Source organism: Actinoplanes sp. NPDC024001 (genome assembly GCF_040638955.1).
Lineage (GTDB): Bacteria > Actinomycetota > Actinomycetes > Mycobacteriales > Micromonosporaceae > Actinoplanes.
On the sequence record NZ_JBEZZB010000071.1, the window covers coordinates 1 to 17,901 of the forward strand.

General features: G+C 70.8%; 20 protein-coding genes. 6 read left to right on the forward strand and 14 right to left on the reverse strand.

Annotation, left to right across the window (positions count from 1 at the left end; genetic code table 11):
• Together AB0F81_RS26180 and AB0F81_RS26185 are read right to left on the reverse strand one after the other, a co-directional pair.
• A partial coding sequence (locus AB0F81_RS26180) for an NADP-dependent malic enzyme (protein ID WP_360201330.1) occupies window positions 1–1,185 on the reverse strand: 1,185 nt, incomplete at its 3' end.
• 141 nt (window positions 1,186–1,326) lie between these two features.
• Window positions 1,327–1,635, reverse strand: coding sequence for a S26 family signal peptidase (locus AB0F81_RS26185; protein ID WP_360201332.1), 309 nt, complete (start codon window positions 1,633–1,635; stop codon window positions 1,327–1,329).
• Window positions 1,636–1,720: 85 nt separating this feature from the next.
• On the opposite strand from AB0F81_RS26185, the gene sodN reads away from it, so the two are divergent.
• Entirely contained in the window at window positions 1,721–2,125 is a 405-nt protein-coding gene (sodN, locus tag AB0F81_RS26190) for a superoxide dismutase, Ni (RefSeq protein WP_360201334.1), read from the forward strand.
• Window positions 2,126–2,222: 97 nt separating this feature from the next.
• Window positions 2,223–2,630 (forward strand): ATP-binding protein, encoded by a 408-nt coding sequence (locus AB0F81_RS26195; RefSeq protein WP_360201336.1) that lies wholly within the window; start codon window positions 2,223–2,225, stop codon window positions 2,628–2,630.
• On the opposite strand, the gene AB0F81_RS26200 is transcribed toward AB0F81_RS26195, so the two are convergent.
• Together AB0F81_RS26200 and AB0F81_RS26205 are read right to left on the reverse strand one after the other, a co-directional pair.
• Window positions 2,627–3,319 (reverse strand): FadR/GntR family transcriptional regulator, encoded by a 693-nt coding sequence (locus tag AB0F81_RS26200; RefSeq protein WP_360201338.1) that lies wholly within the window; start codon window positions 3,317–3,319, stop codon window positions 2,627–2,629. The two genes, AB0F81_RS26195 and AB0F81_RS26200, sit on opposite strands and share 4 nt — an antisense overlap.
• A 38-nt stretch (window positions 3,320–3,357) precedes the next feature.
• Window positions 3,358–3,753: a hypothetical protein gene (locus AB0F81_RS26205; RefSeq protein ID WP_360201340.1), complete on the reverse strand. Its 396-nt coding sequence runs from the start codon at window positions 3,751–3,753 to the stop codon at window positions 3,358–3,360.
• A 52-nt stretch (window positions 3,754–3,805) separates the two neighbouring features.
• Here AB0F81_RS26205 and AB0F81_RS26210 point away from each other — a divergent pair, with 52 nt between their 5' ends.
• Complete coding sequence (locus AB0F81_RS26210) at window positions 3,806–4,756, forward strand: diacylglycerol kinase family protein (RefSeq protein WP_360201342.1); 951 nt, start codon at window positions 3,806–3,808, stop codon at window positions 4,754–4,756.
• Window positions 4,757–5,168: 412 nt separating this feature from the next.
• The gene (locus AB0F81_RS26215; protein WP_093619131.1) at window positions 5,169–5,423 is read left to right on the forward strand and encodes a WhiB family transcriptional regulator; all 255 of its coding nucleotides are present in this window, start codon (window positions 5,169–5,171) and stop codon (window positions 5,421–5,423) included.
• A gap of 278 nt (window positions 5,424–5,701) precedes the next feature.
• Here AB0F81_RS26215 and AB0F81_RS26220 read toward each other — a convergent pair whose 3' ends face one another.
• From AB0F81_RS26220 to AB0F81_RS26230, 3 genes are all read right to left on the reverse strand, one after another.
• Complete coding sequence (locus AB0F81_RS26220) at window positions 5,702–6,445, reverse strand: CbiX/SirB N-terminal domain-containing protein (protein ID WP_360201344.1); 744 nt, start codon at window positions 6,443–6,445, stop codon at window positions 5,702–5,704.
• Window positions 6,427–7,191 (reverse strand): phosphoadenylyl-sulfate reductase, encoded by a 765-nt coding sequence (locus tag AB0F81_RS26225; protein ID WP_360201346.1) that lies wholly within the window; start codon window positions 7,189–7,191, stop codon window positions 6,427–6,429. Before AB0F81_RS26225 ends, AB0F81_RS26220 begins: the two co-directional genes overlap by 19 nt.
• A 151-nt stretch (window positions 7,192–7,342) precedes the next feature.
• Window positions 7,343–9,037, reverse strand: a complete 1,695-nt coding sequence (locus AB0F81_RS26230; protein ID WP_360201348.1) for a nitrite/sulfite reductase — start codon at window positions 9,035–9,037, stop codon at window positions 7,343–7,345.
• Between the two features lie 406 nt (window positions 9,038–9,443).
• Between AB0F81_RS26230 and AB0F81_RS26235 the strand changes: the two genes are divergently transcribed.
• The gene (locus AB0F81_RS26235) at window positions 9,444–10,589 is read left to right on the forward strand and encodes a glycosyltransferase family 39 protein (RefSeq protein WP_360201350.1); all 1,146 of its coding nucleotides are present in this window, start codon (window positions 9,444–9,446) and stop codon (window positions 10,587–10,589) included.
• 23 nt (window positions 10,590–10,612) lie between these two features.
• On the opposite strand, the gene AB0F81_RS26240 is transcribed toward AB0F81_RS26235, so the two are convergent.
• The gene (locus AB0F81_RS26240; protein ID WP_360201351.1) at window positions 10,613–12,157 is read right to left on the reverse strand and encodes a histidine kinase N-terminal domain-containing protein; all 1,545 of its coding nucleotides are present in this window, start codon (window positions 12,155–12,157) and stop codon (window positions 10,613–10,615) included.
• A gap of 15 nt (window positions 12,158–12,172) precedes the next feature.
• Window positions 12,173–13,189 (reverse strand): SIS domain-containing protein, encoded by a 1,017-nt coding sequence (locus AB0F81_RS26245; protein WP_360201396.1) that lies wholly within the window; start codon window positions 13,187–13,189, stop codon window positions 12,173–12,175.
• Between the two features lie 162 nt (window positions 13,190–13,351).
• Between AB0F81_RS26245 and AB0F81_RS26250 the strand changes: the two genes are divergently transcribed.
• Window positions 13,352–14,899 carry a tetratricopeptide repeat protein gene (locus AB0F81_RS26250; protein WP_360201353.1) on the forward strand — a complete coding sequence of 516 codons (1,548 nt, stop codon included), beginning with the start codon at window positions 13,352–13,354 and terminating at the stop codon, window positions 14,897–14,899.
• Window position 14,900: 1 nt separating this feature from the next.
• On the opposite strand, the gene AB0F81_RS26255 is transcribed toward AB0F81_RS26250, so the two are convergent.
• The 5 genes from AB0F81_RS26255 to AB0F81_RS26275 form a co-directional block, all read right to left on the reverse strand.
• On the reverse strand, window positions 14,901–15,119 hold the full coding sequence (locus AB0F81_RS26255) for a biotin/lipoyl-binding carrier protein (RefSeq protein WP_328462068.1): 219 nt from the start codon (window positions 15,117–15,119) through the stop codon (window positions 14,901–14,903).
• A 409-nt stretch (window positions 15,120–15,528) separates the two neighbouring features.
• Entirely contained in the window at window positions 15,529–15,807 is a 279-nt protein-coding gene (gene rsrA, locus AB0F81_RS26260) for a mycothiol system anti-sigma-R factor (protein WP_360201398.1), read from the reverse strand.
• A gap of 5 nt (window positions 15,808–15,812) precedes the next feature.
• Window positions 15,813–16,616 carry a sigma-70 family RNA polymerase sigma factor gene (locus AB0F81_RS26265; RefSeq protein ID WP_360201355.1) on the reverse strand — a complete coding sequence of 268 codons (804 nt, stop codon included), beginning with the start codon at window positions 16,614–16,616 and terminating at the stop codon, window positions 15,813–15,815.
• A 117-nt stretch (window positions 16,617–16,733) separates the two neighbouring features.
• Entirely contained in the window at window positions 16,734–17,363 is a 630-nt protein-coding gene (locus tag AB0F81_RS26270; RefSeq protein ID WP_360201357.1) for an alpha/beta family hydrolase, read from the reverse strand.
• Between the two features lie 13 nt (window positions 17,364–17,376).
• The gene (locus tag AB0F81_RS26275) at window positions 17,377–17,772 is read right to left on the reverse strand and encodes a WhiB family transcriptional regulator (protein ID WP_360201359.1); all 396 of its coding nucleotides are present in this window, start codon (window positions 17,770–17,772) and stop codon (window positions 17,377–17,379) included.
• Between the last annotated feature and the right edge of the window lie 129 nt (window positions 17,773–17,901).

Below are 17,901 nucleotides of genomic sequence, written 5' to 3' on the forward strand. Positions count from 1 at the left end.
GGCGACACCGTCCTCGATGGCGGCCGCGGCGACGGCGGCGGCCACCGCCGGGGCGACCCGCGGGTCCAGCGGCGACGGGACGATCGCCTCGGGGCGCAGGTCGTCGGCGACGATCGACGCGATCGCGTCGGCCGCGGCCACCTTCATCCGGTCGGTGATCGTGGTGGCCTGGACGTCGAGCGCGCCCCGGAAGATGCCGGGGAACGCCAGCACGTTGTTGATCTGGTTGGGGAAGTCGCTGCGGCCGGTCGCGACGATCGCCGCGTACTTGTGCGCGACCGTCGGGTGGACCTCGGGGGTCGGGTTGGCCAGCGCGAAGATGATCGCGCCCGGCGCCATGCCGGCCAGCGCCTCCTCCGGGATGGTGCCGCCGGAGACACCGACGAGCACGTCGGCGCCGATCAGCGCCTCCGCTATCCCCCCGGTACGCCCGGAGATGTTCGTCGTGGCCGCCAGTTCCGCCTTCATCCCGCTGAGGCCACCGCGCTCGCTGTGGATGATGCCGCGCGAGTCGACGACGATCATGTTGGCGCCCTGGACACCCGCGGCGATCAGGGTCTGCGTGATCGCCACCCCGGCCGCACCGGCGCCGCTGATGACCACGCGCAGGTCGGCGAAGCGGCGGCCGAGCAGTTTCGCCGCGTTGCGCAGCGCGGCCAGCGTGACCACGGCGGTGCCGTGCTGGTCGTCGTGGAAGACCGGGATGTCGAGTTCGGCGTCGAGGCGCTGCTCGATCTCGAAGCACCGGGGTGCGCTGATGTCCTCCAGGTTGATCCCGCCGAAGGACGGCGCCATCGCCTTGACCGTGGCGATGATGCCCTCGACGTCCTGGGTGTCGAGCACGATCGGGATGGAGTCGACGCCGCCGAACTGCTTGAACAGGACCGACTTGCCTTCCATGACCGGCATCGCGGCCTTGGGGCCGATGTTGCCGAGGCCGAGGACGGCGGATCCGTCGGTGACGACGGCAACCGTGTTCGACGTCCAGGTGTAGTCGGAGTAGAGCGACTCGTCGTCGGCGATGGCTTCGCAGACCCGGGCGACGCCGGGCGTGTAGGCGAGGGAGAGGTCGTCGCGGCTGGCCAGCGGAACGGTCGCGCTCATCGTCATCTTGCCCCGGCGGTGCAGGTCGAAGACGGGATCGGCGGCCAGGGCAGGATCGAGCTCGAAACTGAAGAAAGACACGGTGAAACTCCACACTGCATCGACATTGATACGTGGCACCTGCGACTCCTGGTCGCGAGTATGCGCCAGGAGGGCGGTGCTATGCGGGGATCACCCGGTAACGCCACCACAGCGCGGGTGTGCGCTGGGGATCAGAGGACACTAACTTAACCGGAACGGTCTCGGGTAGTAGCGAAATATCACACGCCCGAGCACGTCAGCGACCCCGTACGCACGGGAATCGTCCTCGACGAACTCGTTGTCGCCGACCAGCCACCAGCCGCCGTCCTGCTCGCGCACCGCCCGTTTGACCACCAGCAGGTCCGGCCGGCTGCGGAAACTCGCCACCACCACGTCGCCGGCCCGGACCCGGCCGCCGCGGCGCACCACCAGAGCGTCGCCGGACCTCAGCGTGGGCGCCATGGACGGACCGCTGACGACCACGGCAAACAATGGCAATTGCCATCTCAAGGCAGCAGGCCTCCGTCCGCGTTACGGCATGGGCGTAAGGGGTAGTGTCAAGCCTGGATCATCGCAAACCTATGGAGGAGTCCTGATGCGACTTCCGCGTTTCCTCACGCCGCGCACCGTGGTCAGCGCTCACTGCGATCTGCCCTGCGGGGTCTACGACCCGGCTCAGGCCCGGATCGAGGCCGAGTCGATCAAGGCCATCGCCGAGAAGTACCAGGGGAACACCGACCCCGAGTTCCGCACCCGGGCCATCCTCATCAAGGAGCAGCGCGCCGAGCTGGTCAAGCACCACCTCTGGGTGCTGTGGACCGACTACTTCAAGGCCCCGCACTTCGAGAAGTACCCGAACCTGCACCAGCTCTTCAACGAGGCCACCAAGCTCGCCGGCGCCGCCGGCGCCAAGGGCTCGGTCGACCCGGCGGTCGCCGACCAGCTGCTCGGCAAGATCGAGGAGATCTCCAAGATCTTCTGGGAGACCAAGCAGGCCTGACCTGTCGTGGCGCCGACCGGGACACTCCGGGCGGCGCCACACTCGTCCGTACGCTGCGTGAGCGGCTAGAGTCTCCTCCATCGGGAGGAGGGCTCAGGTGACTCAGCTGATCCAGACGGAGCCTGACGTCGGAGACGACGTCGTACTGCTGACGGTTCCCGCCGACGGCGGTTACCTCGGCGTCCTCCGTACGGCTACGGCGGGCCTTGCCGCCCGGCTGCACTTCGCGCTCGACGAGATCGAGGACCTGCGGATCGCCGTCGACGAGGCGTGCGCCATGCTGCTGGCGATCGCCACGCGTGGCGCCGAGCTGGAGTGCCGGTTCGCGGTCACCGACGACGCCCTGACCGTCGAGGTCACCGTCTCCACGGTGCGCGGCGCCCGGCTGCCTTCCGAGTCGTCCTTCGCGTGGAAGGTGCTGACCGCCCTCACCACGTCGGCGGCCGCCGAGGCCAACGGCCGGTTCGCCACGATTCGCCTGCTCACCCGACGCACGGAGTTCTAGCGCACGGCCTCGGCGATGAAGTCGAGGTGCTGCGCCGCCACCCCGGTGGCCCCCTCGGCGTCCTGCGCGGTCAGACGGTCGAGCAGCAGGCGATGATCGGCGTCGATCCGGCTCCAGTAACCCTCCGGCAGGTCGTTGATCACCTCTTCGCCGTACGACGCCTGGTAGAGCGGGCTGCCGACCAGCTCGAAGAGCGGGTTGCCGGTGGCCTTGGCCACCGCCCGGTGGAACGCCGCGTGCGCCGCCATCATCGTGTCGAAGTCGTCGATCGCCGGGTCGAACAGCGTGCCGCGCAGCTCGACCAGGTTTTCCTCGGTGCGCCGCACGGCGGCCAGGCCGGCGGCCGGCACCTCCAGCGCGCGCCGCAACTCCAGCAGATCGGCGAGGCCGACGTGGGCGGAGTGGGCGAGCAGCGCGAACCCGGTGGAGAGCCCGTCGGCCAGTTTCGCCGCGTCCGGATGCGCCACGAAACTTCCGCCGGTCACGCCGCGGGTGGTCACGATCAGATGCTGGCTGGCCAGCAGCCGCAGCGCCTCCCGGACCGTGCTGCGGCTGACGCCGATCTTGACGCACAACTCGGGCTCCGGTGGCAGGCGCTCACCCGGCTGAAGCCGCCCCGAAGTGATATCCGCCCGCAAATCATCCGCGAGCTGCTGATAGGCGGGCGGACGCACCGTTGAGCCGGTCACCCGTCCAGGTTAGGCCCTGATCCGCCGCGAGGGGGCCGTTAATCGACGCCCAACGCTCGGTTACTGGCCGGGAGCAGGATCAGCACCGCGGTGACCGCCGCCAGAACCAGCATCGCCACGCCCGCCACGACCGGACCGACCTGGAGCAGGAAACCGCCGGTGGCCAGCAGGAACAGCTGCACCACCACGGCCGGGCCGCGAGCGCGCACGGCGCGCCGGCCGAGCGCGCGCGCCACCAGGAAAACCGCGAGCGCGGCCAGAGCGGCCATCACGGTGAGCGACGCGGCGACCGCAATGTCGATGTCTCCGCTGGTCAGATCAAGGATCACGAGGTACGCGGTGAGCACCGCCAGTCCGGCACTTTGCAAATAGAGCAGACGAACCCCCCATTCGAGGGTCGGCGCGCTGCTCGTCACGGGCTTCTCACCGGTCACTGGTGCACCATACCGACAGCCCGAGCGGCGTCTGCCGGGTACAGTGCCGCCCATGCGAGCGTTGCTGGTGGTCAACCCCCGGGCCACGACGACCAGTGAGCGCAGTCGCGACGTTCTGGTGCGGGCGTTGCGCAGCGCGGTGGATCTGACGGTGGGATATACGCAGCGGCGCGGCCACGCCACGAAGCTGGCGCGCGACGCGGCGGAGAGCGGCGTCGACCTCGTCGTCACTCTCGGTGGTGACGGCACCGTCAACGAGGTGGTCAACGGACTGCTCATCGCGTCCACCGCTCTCGCCGAGCTGTCCGGGCCGTCGGCGTTCCGGTTGCCCGCTCTGGCCGTGGTGCCGGGTGGTTCCACCAACGTCTTCGCCCGCGCGCTCGGCATGCCGCGGGACTGGGTGGAGGGCACCAGCGTCATCCTCGACGGCATCCGCGACGGCCGGCACCGAGTGATCGGACTCGGTCGCGCGGACGATCGGTACTTCACCTTCACGGCCGGCCTCGGGTGGGACGCCGCCACAATTCGCCGGGTTGAGCAGGCAAGACTTCGTGGCCGCACGTCGACGCCGAGCCTCTACGTCCGGTCGATGGCCGGGCAGTTCTTCACCGGGATGGATCGCAAGAACCCGCCGCTGTCGCTGGAGCGCCCGGGCGAGGAAGCGGAGACCGGCCTGGGCACCGTGATGGTGCAGAACACCGCACCGTGGACGTTCGTCGGCGACCGCGCGATCGACCTCAATCCCGGCGCCTCGTTCGATCTCGGGCTCGACGTGACCGCTCTGCGCCGCCTCAATCTCGCCGGGACCACACGGACCGTGACACAGCTCGCGTGGCGCGCAGGTGATCCACACGGTAAACAGGTATTACGGCTGCATGACATCGCCGAGTTCACCGTGGTGGCGTCCCGACCCCAGGCATTCCAGCTGGACGGCGACTACCTAGGGGAGCGCCAGAAGGTGCACTTCGTGTCCGTTCCGTCGGCGCTGCGTGTGATCTGCTGACGACGGGGTACGTGTCCCTGATGCGTGCTCACGATCCGTTACAGAAACACGGGCAAAAGGTCGGCGAAACGGCCGGGACCGTACTACATTGATGGGAGCGTTCGTCAACCGGCTCTGGCAGTAGCGGCGGAACCGGACATAAGGGTACGTGAGGCAGCTCACCCGGCGGGAGAAACTTCCGGCGCTACCCTTGACATCGCGAGAGTTCGTGAAAGCATTCACAAGCGATAAGAAGTAACCGGTTGCTGCTTGTGCGCGTTCCTAATCCAGAAGCGCGTAACAGCCACCAAACACCAAAAGCTTGCTGACGCACTGGTGAGCGCGCGGGTACAACCCGTAAGGCACCAGGCGCATGCATATAGGTAAACAGCACTGTTTTCATTACCCCATCCGAAACAAGGAGTTTGCCGCCATGGACTGGCGTCACGATGCGATCTGCCGCGACGAGGACCCTGAGCTGTTCTTCCCGATCGGGACGTCCGGCCCGGCGCTCCTGCAGGTCGAGCAGGCCAAGGCCGTGTGCCGGCGGTGCCCGGTGACCGAGGAATGCCTCTCGTGGGCACTCGAGTCCGGTCAGGACGCCGGCGTATGGGGCGGGATGAGCGAGGATGAGCGGCGCGCCGTCAAGCGTCGCGGCGGCCTTCGGGTCGGAGCTCCCACCGCCTGAACTAATCCCCCACACAGCATTTGCGCCCCGGGCCGTACGGCACCGGGGCGTCTTGCTGTTTCGGGCTACTCACACTGCGTTTCCATTCCACAGTGCGCTAATGCGATCACGGTACGTTTACCACTCGCCGAAATGATCTCGAAATTCGGATCAAGGGCATTGAGTTGTCACTCCGGCACACTCCGCAATGGACGATCCATGATCATGTGCCGTCCGCCGGAATCAGTCGCCTAGCGCAGAGTGACGGTAGCCCAGAGTGAACTAATCCTGAGTCACTCTCAGGCGGCGGCAGCGAGCGAGGCGCCCAGAACCGCCTCGGCCCGGTCGCCCACCAGCCGCACCAGTTCCGGTGCCGCCCCCAGGGGCTCGGCGACCGCGATCGCGCCCGCCTCGGTGGCCGTCCGCGCCGCCACGTCGTAGAGCAGGCCGGGGGCAAGGAAGTAGGCCGCCATCCCGATCCGCCGGGCACCGGCCGCCTGGAGGGCCGCAACGGCCTCCCCAGCGCTCGGCCCGGGGCCGGAGGCGTAGGCCACCGCGGAGGGCAGCCCGAGGCGCGCGCCGAGCGCCACCGCGGCGCCGGCCACTGTGTCGCGGGCGGCGGCGTCCCGGGTGCCGGCGGAGGCCAGCACGACAGCGTCCAGCGTCGCGGACGGCAGACGGCGGCAGACGGCCGCCAGGAGCAACGGTGAGGCGGGCCCGAGCACGTCGGTCGCGGTCACCGAGACCGGCAGGGACTCCGCGGCGCGGATCACCGCGGGCAGGTCAACCCGCCCGTGGTACGCGGCGGTCAGCAGCAACGGCACCAGGGCCGCCCGCCGGGCGCCGAGCGAGGTCAGCACGTCGAGCGGGCGCGGCCCGGCATGGTCCAGGTAGGACGCCCGGACCTCCCACTCGGGCCGGGCGTGCTGGACCGCCCGGGCCAGGGCCTCGGTGGACGCCGCGGCCCGGGGATCACGGCTGCCGTGCGCCACCAGGACCACGGCGGGCCGGGCGGCCGGCGGGTTCAGACGTGGAGGCCGCATTCGGTCTTCTCGAACATGGCCCACCGGCCCGCGCGCGGGTCCTCCCCGGCCTTGGTACGACGGGTGCACGGCCAGCAGCCGATCGAGCCGTAGCCCTTCTTGAACAGCTCGTTGACCGGCACGTTCCAGCGGCTGATGTAGCGGTCCACGTCCGCCTGCGTCCACGCCGCGATCGGGTTGACCTTGACCTTGCCCTTCTTGGCGTCGAAGGCGACGACCGGCGTGTTGGCGCGGGTCGGCGACTCGTCGCGGCGCAGGCCGGTGGCCCAGGCGTCGTAGTCGGCGAGGGCCCGCTCCAGCGGCTCGACCTTGCGCAGGAAGCAGCACTCGTCGGGGCTGCGGGCGAACAGGCGGGGGCCGTACTCACCGTCCTGCTGGCCGACGGTCAGGCGCGGGCGGATCGACCGGACGTTCACGTTCATCGTGCGGGCGACCGCGTCGCGGACCTTCAGGGTCTCCGGGAAGTGCAGGCCGGTGTCGAGGAAGACCACGTCCACGCCGGGCGAGACCCGGGAGAAGACGTGAGCCACGACGGCGTCGGCCATCGAGCTGGTGACACAGAACCGCGCGCCGAAGGTGTCGGTCGCCCACTTGGCGATCTCCTCGGCGGAGCTGCCCTCCAGGTCACGGCCGGCCCGGGTGGCGAGCTCGCGGAGCTCGTCGGCGGAGCGCCGGGCGGGGTCGGCTGGGGGGGCGGGGGCACCGAGGTCGATCAGGCCGAGACTGGACGCGTTGAAGAGATTCATTTGTTTACCCCCTTCGACAACAGACCGACGAACTTGACCGTGAAAACCCGGGCGCAGGAGTGGCACTCCCAGGCCCCGTGCGAAGCCTCGTTGGGACGCAGGTCCTCTTCACCGCAGTAGGGGCAGTACAGGGGCGCGGATCTGGCGTCGCTCATTTCAGGAGCTCCTCTTCCGCTCGCAACACCCAGTTGGCGAAGGTCTCGCCGTCGGTGCGGCCGTCCAGGTAGTGGCGGGCGACGCGCTCGACGTACTCCGGAAGCTCCTCGGCCGTGGCCTTCAGGCCGCGCACCTTGCGGCCGAAGCCGGCGGTCTCGCCCTTGGCCATGCCGAGCGCGCCGCCGAGGTGGATCTGGAAGCCCTCCACCTGCTCGCCGTGCGCGTTCATGACCAGCTGGCCCTTGAGGCCGATGTCGGCGACCTGGGTCCGGGCGCAGGCGTTCGGGCACCCGTTGATGTGCACCGAGATCTCCGCGTCGAAATCCTTGAGCCGGTCCTCCAGCCGGGCCACCAGCTCCTCGCCGCGCGCCTTGGTCTCGACGATGGCGAGCTTGCAGTACTCGATGCCGGTGCAGGCCATGGTGCCGCGGCGCCAGGCCGACGGACGGGCTTCCAGCCCGATCACCCGCAGGCCGGCGATCAGCGACTCCACCCGGTCGTCAGCCACGTCCAGCACGAGCAATTTCTGGTACGCGGTGAGCCGCACCCGGTCCGACCCGTGCTGCTCGACCAGATCGGCGAGCTTGCTGAGCTGCGTGCCGGAGGAGCGGCCGACCACCGGGGCGGCGCCGACGTAGTTGCGGCCGTCGACCTGCTTGTGCACGCCGATGTGATCGATCGGCTTCTCCGGCAGGTCCGGCGCCGGACCGTCGATCATCGCCCGGCCGAGGTATTCCTTCTCCAGGACCTCGCGGAACTTCTCCACCCCCCAGTCGGCGAGCAGGAACTTGAGCCGGGCCCGGTGCCGCAGCCGCCGGTAGCCGTAGTCCCGGAAGATCGAGACCACGCCCTCCCAGACGTCCGGGATCTCGGCCAGCGGCACCCAGACGCCGAGCCGCTCGGCCAGGCGCGGGTTGGTGGAGAGGCCACCGCCGACCCAGAGGTCGAAGCCGGGGCCGTGGTCGGGGTGCTCGACGCCGACGAAGGAGATGTCGTTCGCCTGGTAGGGCCCGTCGGCCAGCCAGGAGATCTGCGACTTGAACTTGCGGGGCAGGTTCGAATAGCGCGGGTCGCCGATGTAGCGCTTGAGGATCTCGTCGATGGCCGGCGTCGCGTCGATCACCTCGTCGGCGGAGACCCCGGCGACCGGGCTGCCGAGCACCACGCGGGGGCAGTCGCCGCACGCCTCGGTGGTCTGCAGGCCGACCGCTTCCAGCCGGCGCCAGATCTCCGGCACGTCCTCGACCCGGATCCAGTGGAGCTGGATGTTCTGCCGGTCGGTGATGTCGGCGCTGTCGCGGGCGAACTCGGTGGAAATCTGCGCGATGGTGCGGAGCTGGGCGAGGTTGAGCGCGCCGCCGTCGATCCGGACCCGCAGCATGAAGAACTCGTCCTCGAGCTCCTCCGGCTCCAGCACCGCGGTGCGGCCGCCGTCGATCCCGGCCTTGCGCTGGGTGTAGAGCCCCCACCAGCGGAACCGGCCACGCAGGTCGGCGGGGTCGATCGAGGAGAAGCCGCCGTGGGCGTAGATGTTCTCGATCCGGGCCCGCACGTTGAGCGGGTTGTCGTCCTTCTTGCTGCGCTCGTTGGGGTTGAGCGGCTCGCGGTGTCCGAGCGCCCACTGGCCCTCGCCGCGCGCCTTACGGGGGCGGGCGGTCGGCCGTGCAGCGGGGGTGTTGCTGGGCGCCATGTCGGCGTTCCTCCGGGTGACGTGGGCGCGCCGGGACGCTCACGGCCACCTGGAGGCTCGTGACATCTGTGTCAGGAGAGGGCCGGCGCGTCTTGCGCACCCGAACTGATTTCTCGGGTGGCGTCAGGAAGCCGGACACATCGCGCTGCGGACACGGCCGTAGTCAACGTGGCGGCGGGCCACGAAGCGGCGGTCAACTGCAGCGGTCATGTGGGCTAGCCTCTCACGCCCGGCCAATCTCGGCCAGTACGGTCCAGATTTCGGGAGTGTGCGGAGTAGCACACCGCCTACGTCTGGTAACAACCGGGGCCTAGGCTCCGCGACCCACCCGGCGTAGTGACAGCGTCACGGTTCGTTGCGACACTCGGGCAAAGGCGCTCACGCCGGTCCGCCACGGGAGCCGCGCATGCTCGCTCAGCCCGCCAACGACGACTCCCCCACCCGACCACTCGCCGGCCCACGCCGCCGGAGCCCACGGCGTGCGGCCACCGTCTTCTGGACCTGGGCTCCGGCACTGATCCCGGCCGTGCTGACCGCCGCCGTGGGCCTGCTCGGCCTGGCGGTGCCCGCGCCGGGGCCCGGTGAGGCGCGCGCCCGCCTGCTCAGCGGCCCGGAAGCCGCCGAGATCGTCGAGGCGGCCCGCCTGTCCGGTGCGGTGGGCGCGCCGTATCACCTGTTCCTGCACTACTGGACCGAGCTGGCCGGCGGCTCGATCACCGTCGCGCGGCTGCCCTCCCTGGCGGCGATCGCGATCGGGGTCGGGCTGGCCGGGGAACTGGGACGGCGGATCCTCAGCCCGGGGGCGGGGCTGTGCGGCGGTCTGCTGCTCGCGGCGCTGCCCCAGGTGAGCCGGCACGCCCAGGAGGCCGGCCCGTCCGGTCCGGCGTTCCTCTTCGCCACCGCGGCCACGCTGATGCTGTACCGGACGCTGGACCGGCCGCGGTGGTGGCGCTGGACCGGGTACGGACTGCTGGTCCTGCTCACCGGAGTGGCCCAGGTGGTGGCACTGCTGATGCTGGCGGGACACGCCTGGATCGTGGTGTCACGGTGGCGGCTCAGCGGGCAGCCCACCCTGTTCTGGTGGTTCCCGGTGACGGTGCTGTCCCTCGTACCCCCGGCGCCGTTGATCTCTCTGGGTGTGCGGCAGCAGGCCGCGCTGCTCGGCTGGGACCCGCAGTGGCGCTGGGAGACCGCCTGGTCGGCGCCGCAGGCGCTGGCCGGCGCGGCCGGGCTGCTGGTGCTCGGCTGCGCGTTCGCCGCCCGGTGGCCGGACCGGGCGCTGATCCGCGAGCTGGCTGTGCTGGCCGCCGTGCCGCTGGTGACGCTGACCGCCGTCACGTTCCTGACCGGCGTCACCGGGGCGCCGCGCCACCTGCTCTTCGTGCTGCCGCCGATCGCGCTCTGCGCCGCGGTCGCGCTGCGCGGCCTGCGCCTGCGTGCGGTGCTGGTGCTGGCGCTGGTGGTCCTGCTCGGCGTGCCGCAGCAGCGGGCGATCCGGCAGCCGGACGGCCACCGGGAACCGGCCCCGGTCGCCGCCGGCCTTGATCGCTGATCGCCTCAGCGCTGCCGCCGGCGTCAGCGCTTGCCGAGCGGCACCACCAGGACCGCCTCGGTGCCGCCGCCCGCCCGGTTGCGCAGCTCGATGCTGCCGCGCAGCTCACCGGTGGCCAGCGCGCGGACGATCTGCAGGCCGAGCCGGTTGCCGCCCTCGAACTTGAAGCCCTCCGGCAGGCCCTGCCCGTTGTCCGCGACCGTGACGTGCAGCTGCTTGCGGAAGCGGTGCGCGGAGACCACGACCTCGCCGGTGGCGCCGGGCGGCGGCTCCTCGTCGGTGTCCTCCGCCGAGGGGAAACCGTGCTCGACCGCGTTGATCAGCAGCTCGTTGAGGACCATCACCAGCGAGGTGGCGATCTCGGCGGGCAGCACGCCGAAGGTGCCCTCGCGCCGCATGTGCACCGGGAAGCTCGTGGTGGCGACCTCGGTGGCGGCGGTGGCGACCCGGTCCACGATGCCGTCGAACTCGACCGCCTCGTCGCTGGACATCGAGAGCGTCTCGTGGACCAGCGCGATCGAGGCGACCCGCCGGACCGACTCCTCCAGCGCCATCCGCGCCTCGGGCGCATCCACCCGCCGGGCCTGCAGGCGCAGCAGCGCGGCCACGGTCTGCAGGTTGTTCTTCACCCGGTGGTGGATCTCCCGGATGGTGGCGTCCTTGGTCATCAGCGCCCGCTCCCGGCGGCGGACCTCGGTGACGTCACGGACCAGGACCAGCGCGCCGATCGGGACCCCGGCGGGCAGCAGCGGCAGCGCCCGGGTGAGCACGGTGGCGCCGCGGGCCTCCACCTCCATCCGGGGCGGGAACTCGCCGCGCAGCGACGCCAGGATCCGCTCGGCCGCGTCGTTGCCCTCCAGCGGGTCGGCGGAGAGCCGGCTGGCCAGTTTCGCCAGCTCCTCGCCGACCAGGTGGGCGTTGAAGCCGAGCCGCCGGTACGCCGACTGCGCGTTCGGGCTGGCGTAGGTGACCTTGCCGGACGCGTCCAGCCGGATCAGCCCGTCGCCGACCCGCGGGGCCGAGGTGATCTCGCCCGGGTGCCGCCGCGGTGGGAAGGTGCCGTCGGCGACCATCTGGGCCAGGTCGTCGGCGGTGGTCAGATAGTTCAGCTCCAGCTGGCTCGGGGTGCGCGCGGTGCTCAGGTTGGTGTCCCGGCCGATCACCGCGATGACCTCGCTGAAGCCCTCCTCCAGGTCGGTCTCGTCGCGCCGCCGGACGGGGATCGCCTCGTGGCGGGCGGGGGTGTCCCCGTACCAGACCGGGTCGCCCTCCCGCCAGATCCGCTCCTGGGTCAGCGCCACCTCGAGATGCGCCACCTCCGGCCCGCCGACGATCTTGCCGACCTGGTCGTCCTGGTACGCCGTCGGCGCGGTGACCGGCCGCACCTGCGCGACGCAGAGGAACTCGCGCGGCTGCCGCGGCTCGCCCTTGATCGGCACCCAGAGCAGCAGGTCGGCGAAGGAGAGGTCGGACAGCAGCAACCAGTCTCCGGCGAGCCGGTGCAGGTGGTCGATGTCGGCGGGGCCGAGGGTGGTGTGCTCCTCGACGAGGTCACGCAGGGTGGACACGGGCCCAGCTTATTTCTAAAGAGTGGAGGTGACCTTCTTGAGGCCGCGCGGCGCATCGGGATCTTCGCCACGTGCCAGCGCCAGCGAGAGCGCCAGCTTCTGCAGCGGCAGGATGTCGAGCAGCGGACTGTAACGCTCGTCGACCGCGGGAACCCGGATCTCCCCGGCCGGGCCGATCGTCACCACGTCGGCCCGCCGCTCGCCGAGCCGGGCCACCACGTCGCGCATCGACCGGCCGCCCGGCCCGTCGCCGACCACCGCGAGTACCGGCACGTCCGGGTCGGCCATCGCCAGCGGGCCGTGCAGCAGGTCGGCGCCGGAGAAGGCGAGCGCCGGCAGGTAGGAGGTCTCCATCAGCTTCAGCGCGGTCTCCCGGGCCGTGGGATACGCATACCCCCGGCCGGTGGTGATCAGGCTGGACGCGAACCGGTAGCGCTGGGCCAGCTCGTCGGCGGCCGGGTCGGCGAGCGCCTCCTCGGCGAGCTGCGGCAGCTTGGCCAGCGCGGCCCGCTCGTCGTCGGGGAGCCGGCCGTCGCCCGCCCGCACCCCCTCGATGAGCAGCAGCAGCGCGAGCAGCTCAGCGGTGTAGGTCTTGGTCGCCGCCACCGCCCGCTCGTGGCCGGCCGCGACGTCGATGGCGAGCTCGGCGGCCTGGGCCAGGGTCGACTCGGGGTTGTTGGTGACCGCGAGGGTGAGCGCGCCGTTCTCCCGGGCGACGCCGAGCACGCTCGTCAGGTCGGGCGAGCCACCGCTCTGGCTCACGCCGATGACCAGCGTGCCGGTGAAGTCGGGCCGGGCGCCGTAGAGCGTGATCGCGCTCGGCGAGGCGCTGGCGACCGGCAGGCCCAGCCGGATCTCGGTGAGGTAGGCCCCGTAGAGCGCGGCGTGGTCGGACGTGCCGCGCCCGACGAAGAGCACGTTGCGCGGACGCCGGCGGGCCACCTCGGCGGCGACGGCAGCGATCTCAGCGGCGTGCTCGCCCTCCAGCAGCCGGGCGAAACCCGCCGGCTGTTCCCCGATGTCCGCCGACATGCCCTGGCCTCGCTGTGTCACGCGATCCTCCCCTATGAAGCGTTTCTCGCTCGAATGATGCGCAGTCTTGCAAGAAAGAGCTTACTAGGTCAAGGTTTCGAGCAGGAGTGCGCAAACGTGAGGACTGACAGATGGCGGCAACTTCCCCTAGGGTCTTCACTCGTGGAATCCCGACCCTCGGCCCGCCACGACCTCGCGCGCGCCCGCGCGGCCCTGGACGCCGGCGAGATGACGAACGCCGCCGGACTCCTGGCCGGGGCGCTGCCCCACGCACCCACCCTGCCGGAGGCACACGAGCTGCTCAGCCGATTGGCCGCACGGGCCGGCGGCGCGCTCGAGCTGTTCCCCCTGGAACCGCACGCGCCGGTCGGCCGGGTCGTCGCCCACGCACACCTGCTCGCCGCTGCCGGCCGGCCCGAGGACGGGCTCCCGCTGCTCGCCGCCGCCAGCAGCCAGACCCCCGCGACCGACTGGGCGGGGGTGCCCTGGGTGCAGGAGCCCTCCCTCGGCGCCCGGGTCGAACCGGACCAGCTCGCCCGCACCGTGATGCGCCTGTGCACCACCATCGGCGACCCGGCGCCCGCTGACACGGTGACCGCGCTGCGGCCGTACCTCACGGTGGTCCGGCACGCCGTCGCCGCCCACGGCGAACACGCGATGCTGCTCGGCGCCGGCTCGGCGCTGGCGCGCCGGCTCGGCGAAACCCGCCTCGCGGTCGACTGGGCCGCACGCGGCTCCCGGTCACAGCCGTCCAAGCTGGGAGAGATCTGGCTGGGGTACGCGTTCCGCAGCGCCGGACGGATGCCGGAAGCGCTCGCCGCACTGCGCCGGGCCGTGGCCTACGACCCCGACGACCTCTCCGTCTACGCGGACGTCGCCGCCACCCTGGCCGACCTGGGCCGCCTCGACGAGGCGCTGCGCTGGACCGAGTTGGCCCTGGAACGCGACCCCACCTACGACTGTGTCGTGCACACCGCCCACCGCCTGCGGTTCCGCGCCGACGGCGACGTCGCCCACCTGGTCTCGCTCGCCGACTTCATCCGCGACCACCCGGACGACGCGCACGAGCACACCGACCTCGAGGAGTGCTGCCGCAACTCGGCCTGGCTCGGTGGCCTGCCGGCCGGGGCCCCGCTGGCCGCGGGCCGCGCACCGGTCAACGCGGAACCCTCCGCCGACGCGCTCCGGCGGCTGCACCGGGTCGCCACCACCACCTGGGCGCATCCGCCCGCGGCGTACGACCGCGCACTCGGCCTGGTCCTCGTCGAACCGTGGGAACTGCTGGCCCTGCTCGCCCACCCGACCGTCGCGGAAGCGCCGCAACCGGCCGGCATGGAGGTCTGGGCCTGCCTGGGCCTGCTCCACCACGGCACCGAGGAGCCCTGGCTCGACTCCAGCCGCCGCCGGCTCCTGCTCGGCCTGCTCGACGGCGACGTCGACCGGGTCACCCAGGCGGCACTCTTCGCGCTCGTCACCTACGCCTGGGTGGACCCGGACGCCCGCGGCGACGTGGCAGCGGTGGTCGCCGGGCGGCTCACCGAGACGGCCTCCGGCCCGGCGGCGCGAGCCGTCGCCGAACTCGCGCTCGCCGCGCCCGGCCTGGACCGGCCCACCCGGGAGCTGGCCGCGGCCACCCTCCGGGTCCCGGTCATCCCGCGCCAGCGGGGCAAAGTCGGCAGGCGATCCCTGCTGCGCTGGCGCCGGGACTAGATCAGCCGTCGATGACGGCGATCAGGTCACCCTCCTGAACCACGTCACCCTCGTTGACCGCGAGCTGACCGACCGTCCCGTCGGACTCGGCCAGCACCGGGATCTCCATCTTCATCGACTCCAGGATGACCAGCGTGTCGCCTTCCGCGACGGTGTCGCCGACCGAGGCCACGACCTTCCACACGTTGGCCACCATCTCGGCCCGGATCTCGTCCGCCATCGCCGAATGCCCTCCTCGTCACGCCGTCGGTGAACGCCATCAAACCACGGATCAGGCGCGGGTGAGTCCCGGGCCACAGGACGCGCCCATTACGATCGGCACCGAGTAAAGCGCCACGAACAGGAGTCGGCCATGGCCAAGAAAGCCCGTAAGAAGAAGGCTCGTAAGAAGAGCGCCGCCAACCACGGCAAGCGCCCCAACAGCTGAGCTGTGTCTGATGGCCTCGCTCCGCTCGGCGGGCACTGCGCCCCTTGACGTCGGTGTCGAGGTCACCGAAAACGACAACGGCTTCGCCTAGCCGTTTTCGGCGCCCTCGACACCGACGGGCGCAGCGCATCTCCGGTTGCGCACTACAGCGAGAAGGGCCCGGCAGCATTCGCTGCCGGGCCCTCCGTTGTCTCCGGGTCCCTCAGGGAAGGAACTCGCGGGTCTCCGACTGCACCTCGAGCTGGTCGAGCTTGCTGCGGAGACGGTCGCGCAGCTCCGACGGGGCCCGCTCGTCGCCGCAGCAGCGGCCCACCAGCGCCTTCACGTCATGCTCGATGCCGAACTCACGCAGGCAACCGGAACAGTCGTCCAGGTGTTTCTGGATCAGCCGGCGGCGATCCTCGGAACACTCCAGATCCAGGTAGAGGTAGACCTCGCTGAGAACGACATTGCAATCGGTCTCGTGCTCGTCGCTGCCCATCAGCGTCATGCCTCCTGCGGCTCGGAAGTCGACGTACGGGTGATGCCACGCTCGGCCGCATACTGCTCGAGCAGCTTGCGCAGATTGCGCCGGCCCCGGTGCAACCGGGACATGACGGTGCCGATCGGCGTACCCATGATGTCGGCGATCTCCTTGTACGAGAAGCCCTCGACATCCGCGAGATAGACGGCGAGCCGGAAGTCCTCCGGCAGCGACTGCAAGGCTTCCTTGATGTCGCTGTCCGGGAGCCGATCCAGCGCCTCGGTCTCCGCCGACCGCAGACCCTGCGACGTGTGCGACTCGCTCGACGCGAGCTGCCAGTCGGAGATCTCCTCGGTCGGCGCCTGCACCGGCTGCCGCTGCTTACGCCGGTACGAGTTGATGTACGTGTTCGTCAGGATCCGGTACAGCCACGCCTTGAGGTTCGTACCCTCCTCGAACTGGTGGAACGCGGAGTACGCCTTCAGGAACGTCTCCTGCACCAGGTCCTCGGCGTCAGCCGGGTTACGGGTCATCCGCAGACCGGCGGCATACAACTGATCCACGAACGGCAACGCGTCACGCTCAAAACGCCGGCGACGCTCGTCGGTCCGTTCCTTCTGGGCCACCCTGGACTCCCCCCTCGACCGCCCCGCCGAGGATACGGGTAGTGCCCCTGGAACGCCTTCGAAAACCGCGGGTGTGCTGACGCTCACCGACGGGGGTACAGGCGGCGTCTCCGCCGCGGGCCATTCGGGGGCACTCAACAGGCTCCGCACCCGGATCGCCTCCCGGCCGTCACGCTGGACGTACTCGGTACCGGCACCCACTACAAAACCCCTTCCCGCCGACAAGCTTCCAGGCTGTGTAACAACGGAAAGCGCAACTTGCATTCCGGGCTTGCTGGTCTTCGCTGTCGCTCGACGGGCATCGCGCGGTGGCCGCGGTTATGGCGGTGGAGGGGTGGTCAAGTTGGCCCAGTTGTTGGTGCGTAGCCAGGTGAGGGCGAGGTGGGCTGTGGTGGCTACGTCTTTTCGCAGGTCGTGGGTGGCGCCGGGGCGGATCAGGACCTCCACGTGGGCGGTGGGGGTCGGGATGCCGAAGGGGTCGCGGTCGCCGTTGAGGACCAGGGTGGGGATCGCGGCGGGGAGTTCGCCGGCCCGGCTCTTCTCCGGCTTGCCCGGTGGGTGCAGCGGAAAGGCCAGGGCCAGGACACCCGCCGCGTCCAAGGTGGGCGCGGTGCGGCACGCGACGCGCGCTCCGCTGGAGCGTCCACCCAAGATCAACGGCAGTCCGGGTACGCGCAGCGCGCTCACGACCGCGGTCCAGGCCTCGTCGAGGTGGTTGGCCGGGGCGGGCGCCCGGCGGCCGGCGACCCGGTAGGGCTGGGTCACCAGCGCGACCCGCACGCCGGCCGCCACCGCCGCGCCGTGCACCGCGACCAGGTCGGGTGCGTCGACGCCGCCACCGGCGCCATGGCCGAGGACGAGCAGACTCCGCACCGGACCGTCCGGGTCGGTGACGACGACGGCGGCGGGGCCGCGTGGGGTTTCGATGCTGCTGGTGGAGCTGGACACAGGCTCCGTTGTATCAGCGACTGACCGGGGTGAGCGTCAGCAACCGGCGATCGTCGTCGGCCTCGTCGTCCTCGACGAGTTCGCCGTTCGCCTGAACCCGCTCCCGCCAGGCCACCAACATGGCCCGCCGCTCCCGTGGCGTGGTGCCGCCCCAGACGCCGTGACAGTCGCCGACCTGGAGCGCCCAGGCCAGGCATGGGCCCTGCACGTCGCACGTGCCGCAGAGCGCCACGGCTCCGCCGGACGGCTCGTTGGGCGCGGGAAAGAACGTTTCCGGATCAACACTCCGGCAAGCGCCTCTCGTGCGCCAGGCCTCATCGGTACGTCGTTGCGCGATCGCCTCGAGCAGCCGCGGGTCGCGTCGCGCGATGGCCACTTCGTGCGGACGCGGCATGCGTGCTCGTGTCATCAGCCCACCTCCCCCGTGGGACCGGAACTGCATGTGGCGGCCGGGCCGCACCTTACGGTCCGGCACCACTCCGGCGCTGGTTTGTACCGCACCGTACAAGATCAGAACAAGGGGGTGATCTATCTTGAA

Excerpts from the sequence above, each read along its gene's own strand:
- AB0F81_RS26245 (WP_360201396.1), bottom strand. The coding sequence starts at position 13,189 with ATGTCGGCGGACATCGGGGAACAGCCGGCGGGTTTCGCCCGGCTGCTG.
- AB0F81_RS26220 (WP_360201344.1), bottom strand. The coding sequence starts at position 6,445 with ATGCGGCCTCCACGTCTGAACCCGCCGGCCGCCCGGCCCGCCGTGGTC.
- AB0F81_RS26210 (WP_360201342.1), top strand. The coding sequence starts at position 3,806 with ATGCGAGCGTTGCTGGTGGTCAACCCCCGGGCCACGACGACCAGTGAG.
- AB0F81_RS26235 (WP_360201350.1), top strand. The coding sequence starts at position 9,444 with ATGCTCGCTCAGCCCGCCAACGACGACTCCCCCACCCGACCACTCGCC.
- AB0F81_RS26230 (WP_360201348.1), bottom strand. The coding sequence starts at position 9,037 with ATGGCGCCCAGCAACACCCCCGCTGCACGGCCGACCGCCCGCCCCCGT.
- AB0F81_RS26215 (WP_093619131.1), top strand. The coding sequence starts at position 5,169 with ATGGACTGGCGTCACGATGCGATCTGCCGCGACGAGGACCCTGAGCTG.
- AB0F81_RS26225 (WP_360201346.1), bottom strand. The coding sequence starts at position 7,191 with ATGAATCTCTTCAACGCGTCCAGTCTCGGCCTGATCGACCTCGGTGCC.
- AB0F81_RS26275 (WP_360201359.1), bottom strand. The coding sequence starts at position 17,772 with ATGACACGAGCACGCATGCCGCGTCCGCACGAAGTGGCCATCGCGCGA.
- AB0F81_RS26255 (WP_328462068.1), bottom strand. The coding sequence starts at position 15,119 with ATGGCGGACGAGATCCGGGCCGAGATGGTGGCCAACGTGTGGAAGGTC.
- sodN (WP_360201334.1), top strand. The coding sequence starts at position 1,721 with ATGCGACTTCCGCGTTTCCTCACGCCGCGCACCGTGGTCAGCGCTCAC.
- rsrA (WP_360201398.1), bottom strand. The coding sequence starts at position 15,807 with ATGGGCAGCGACGAGCACGAGACCGATTGCAATGTCGTTCTCAGCGAG.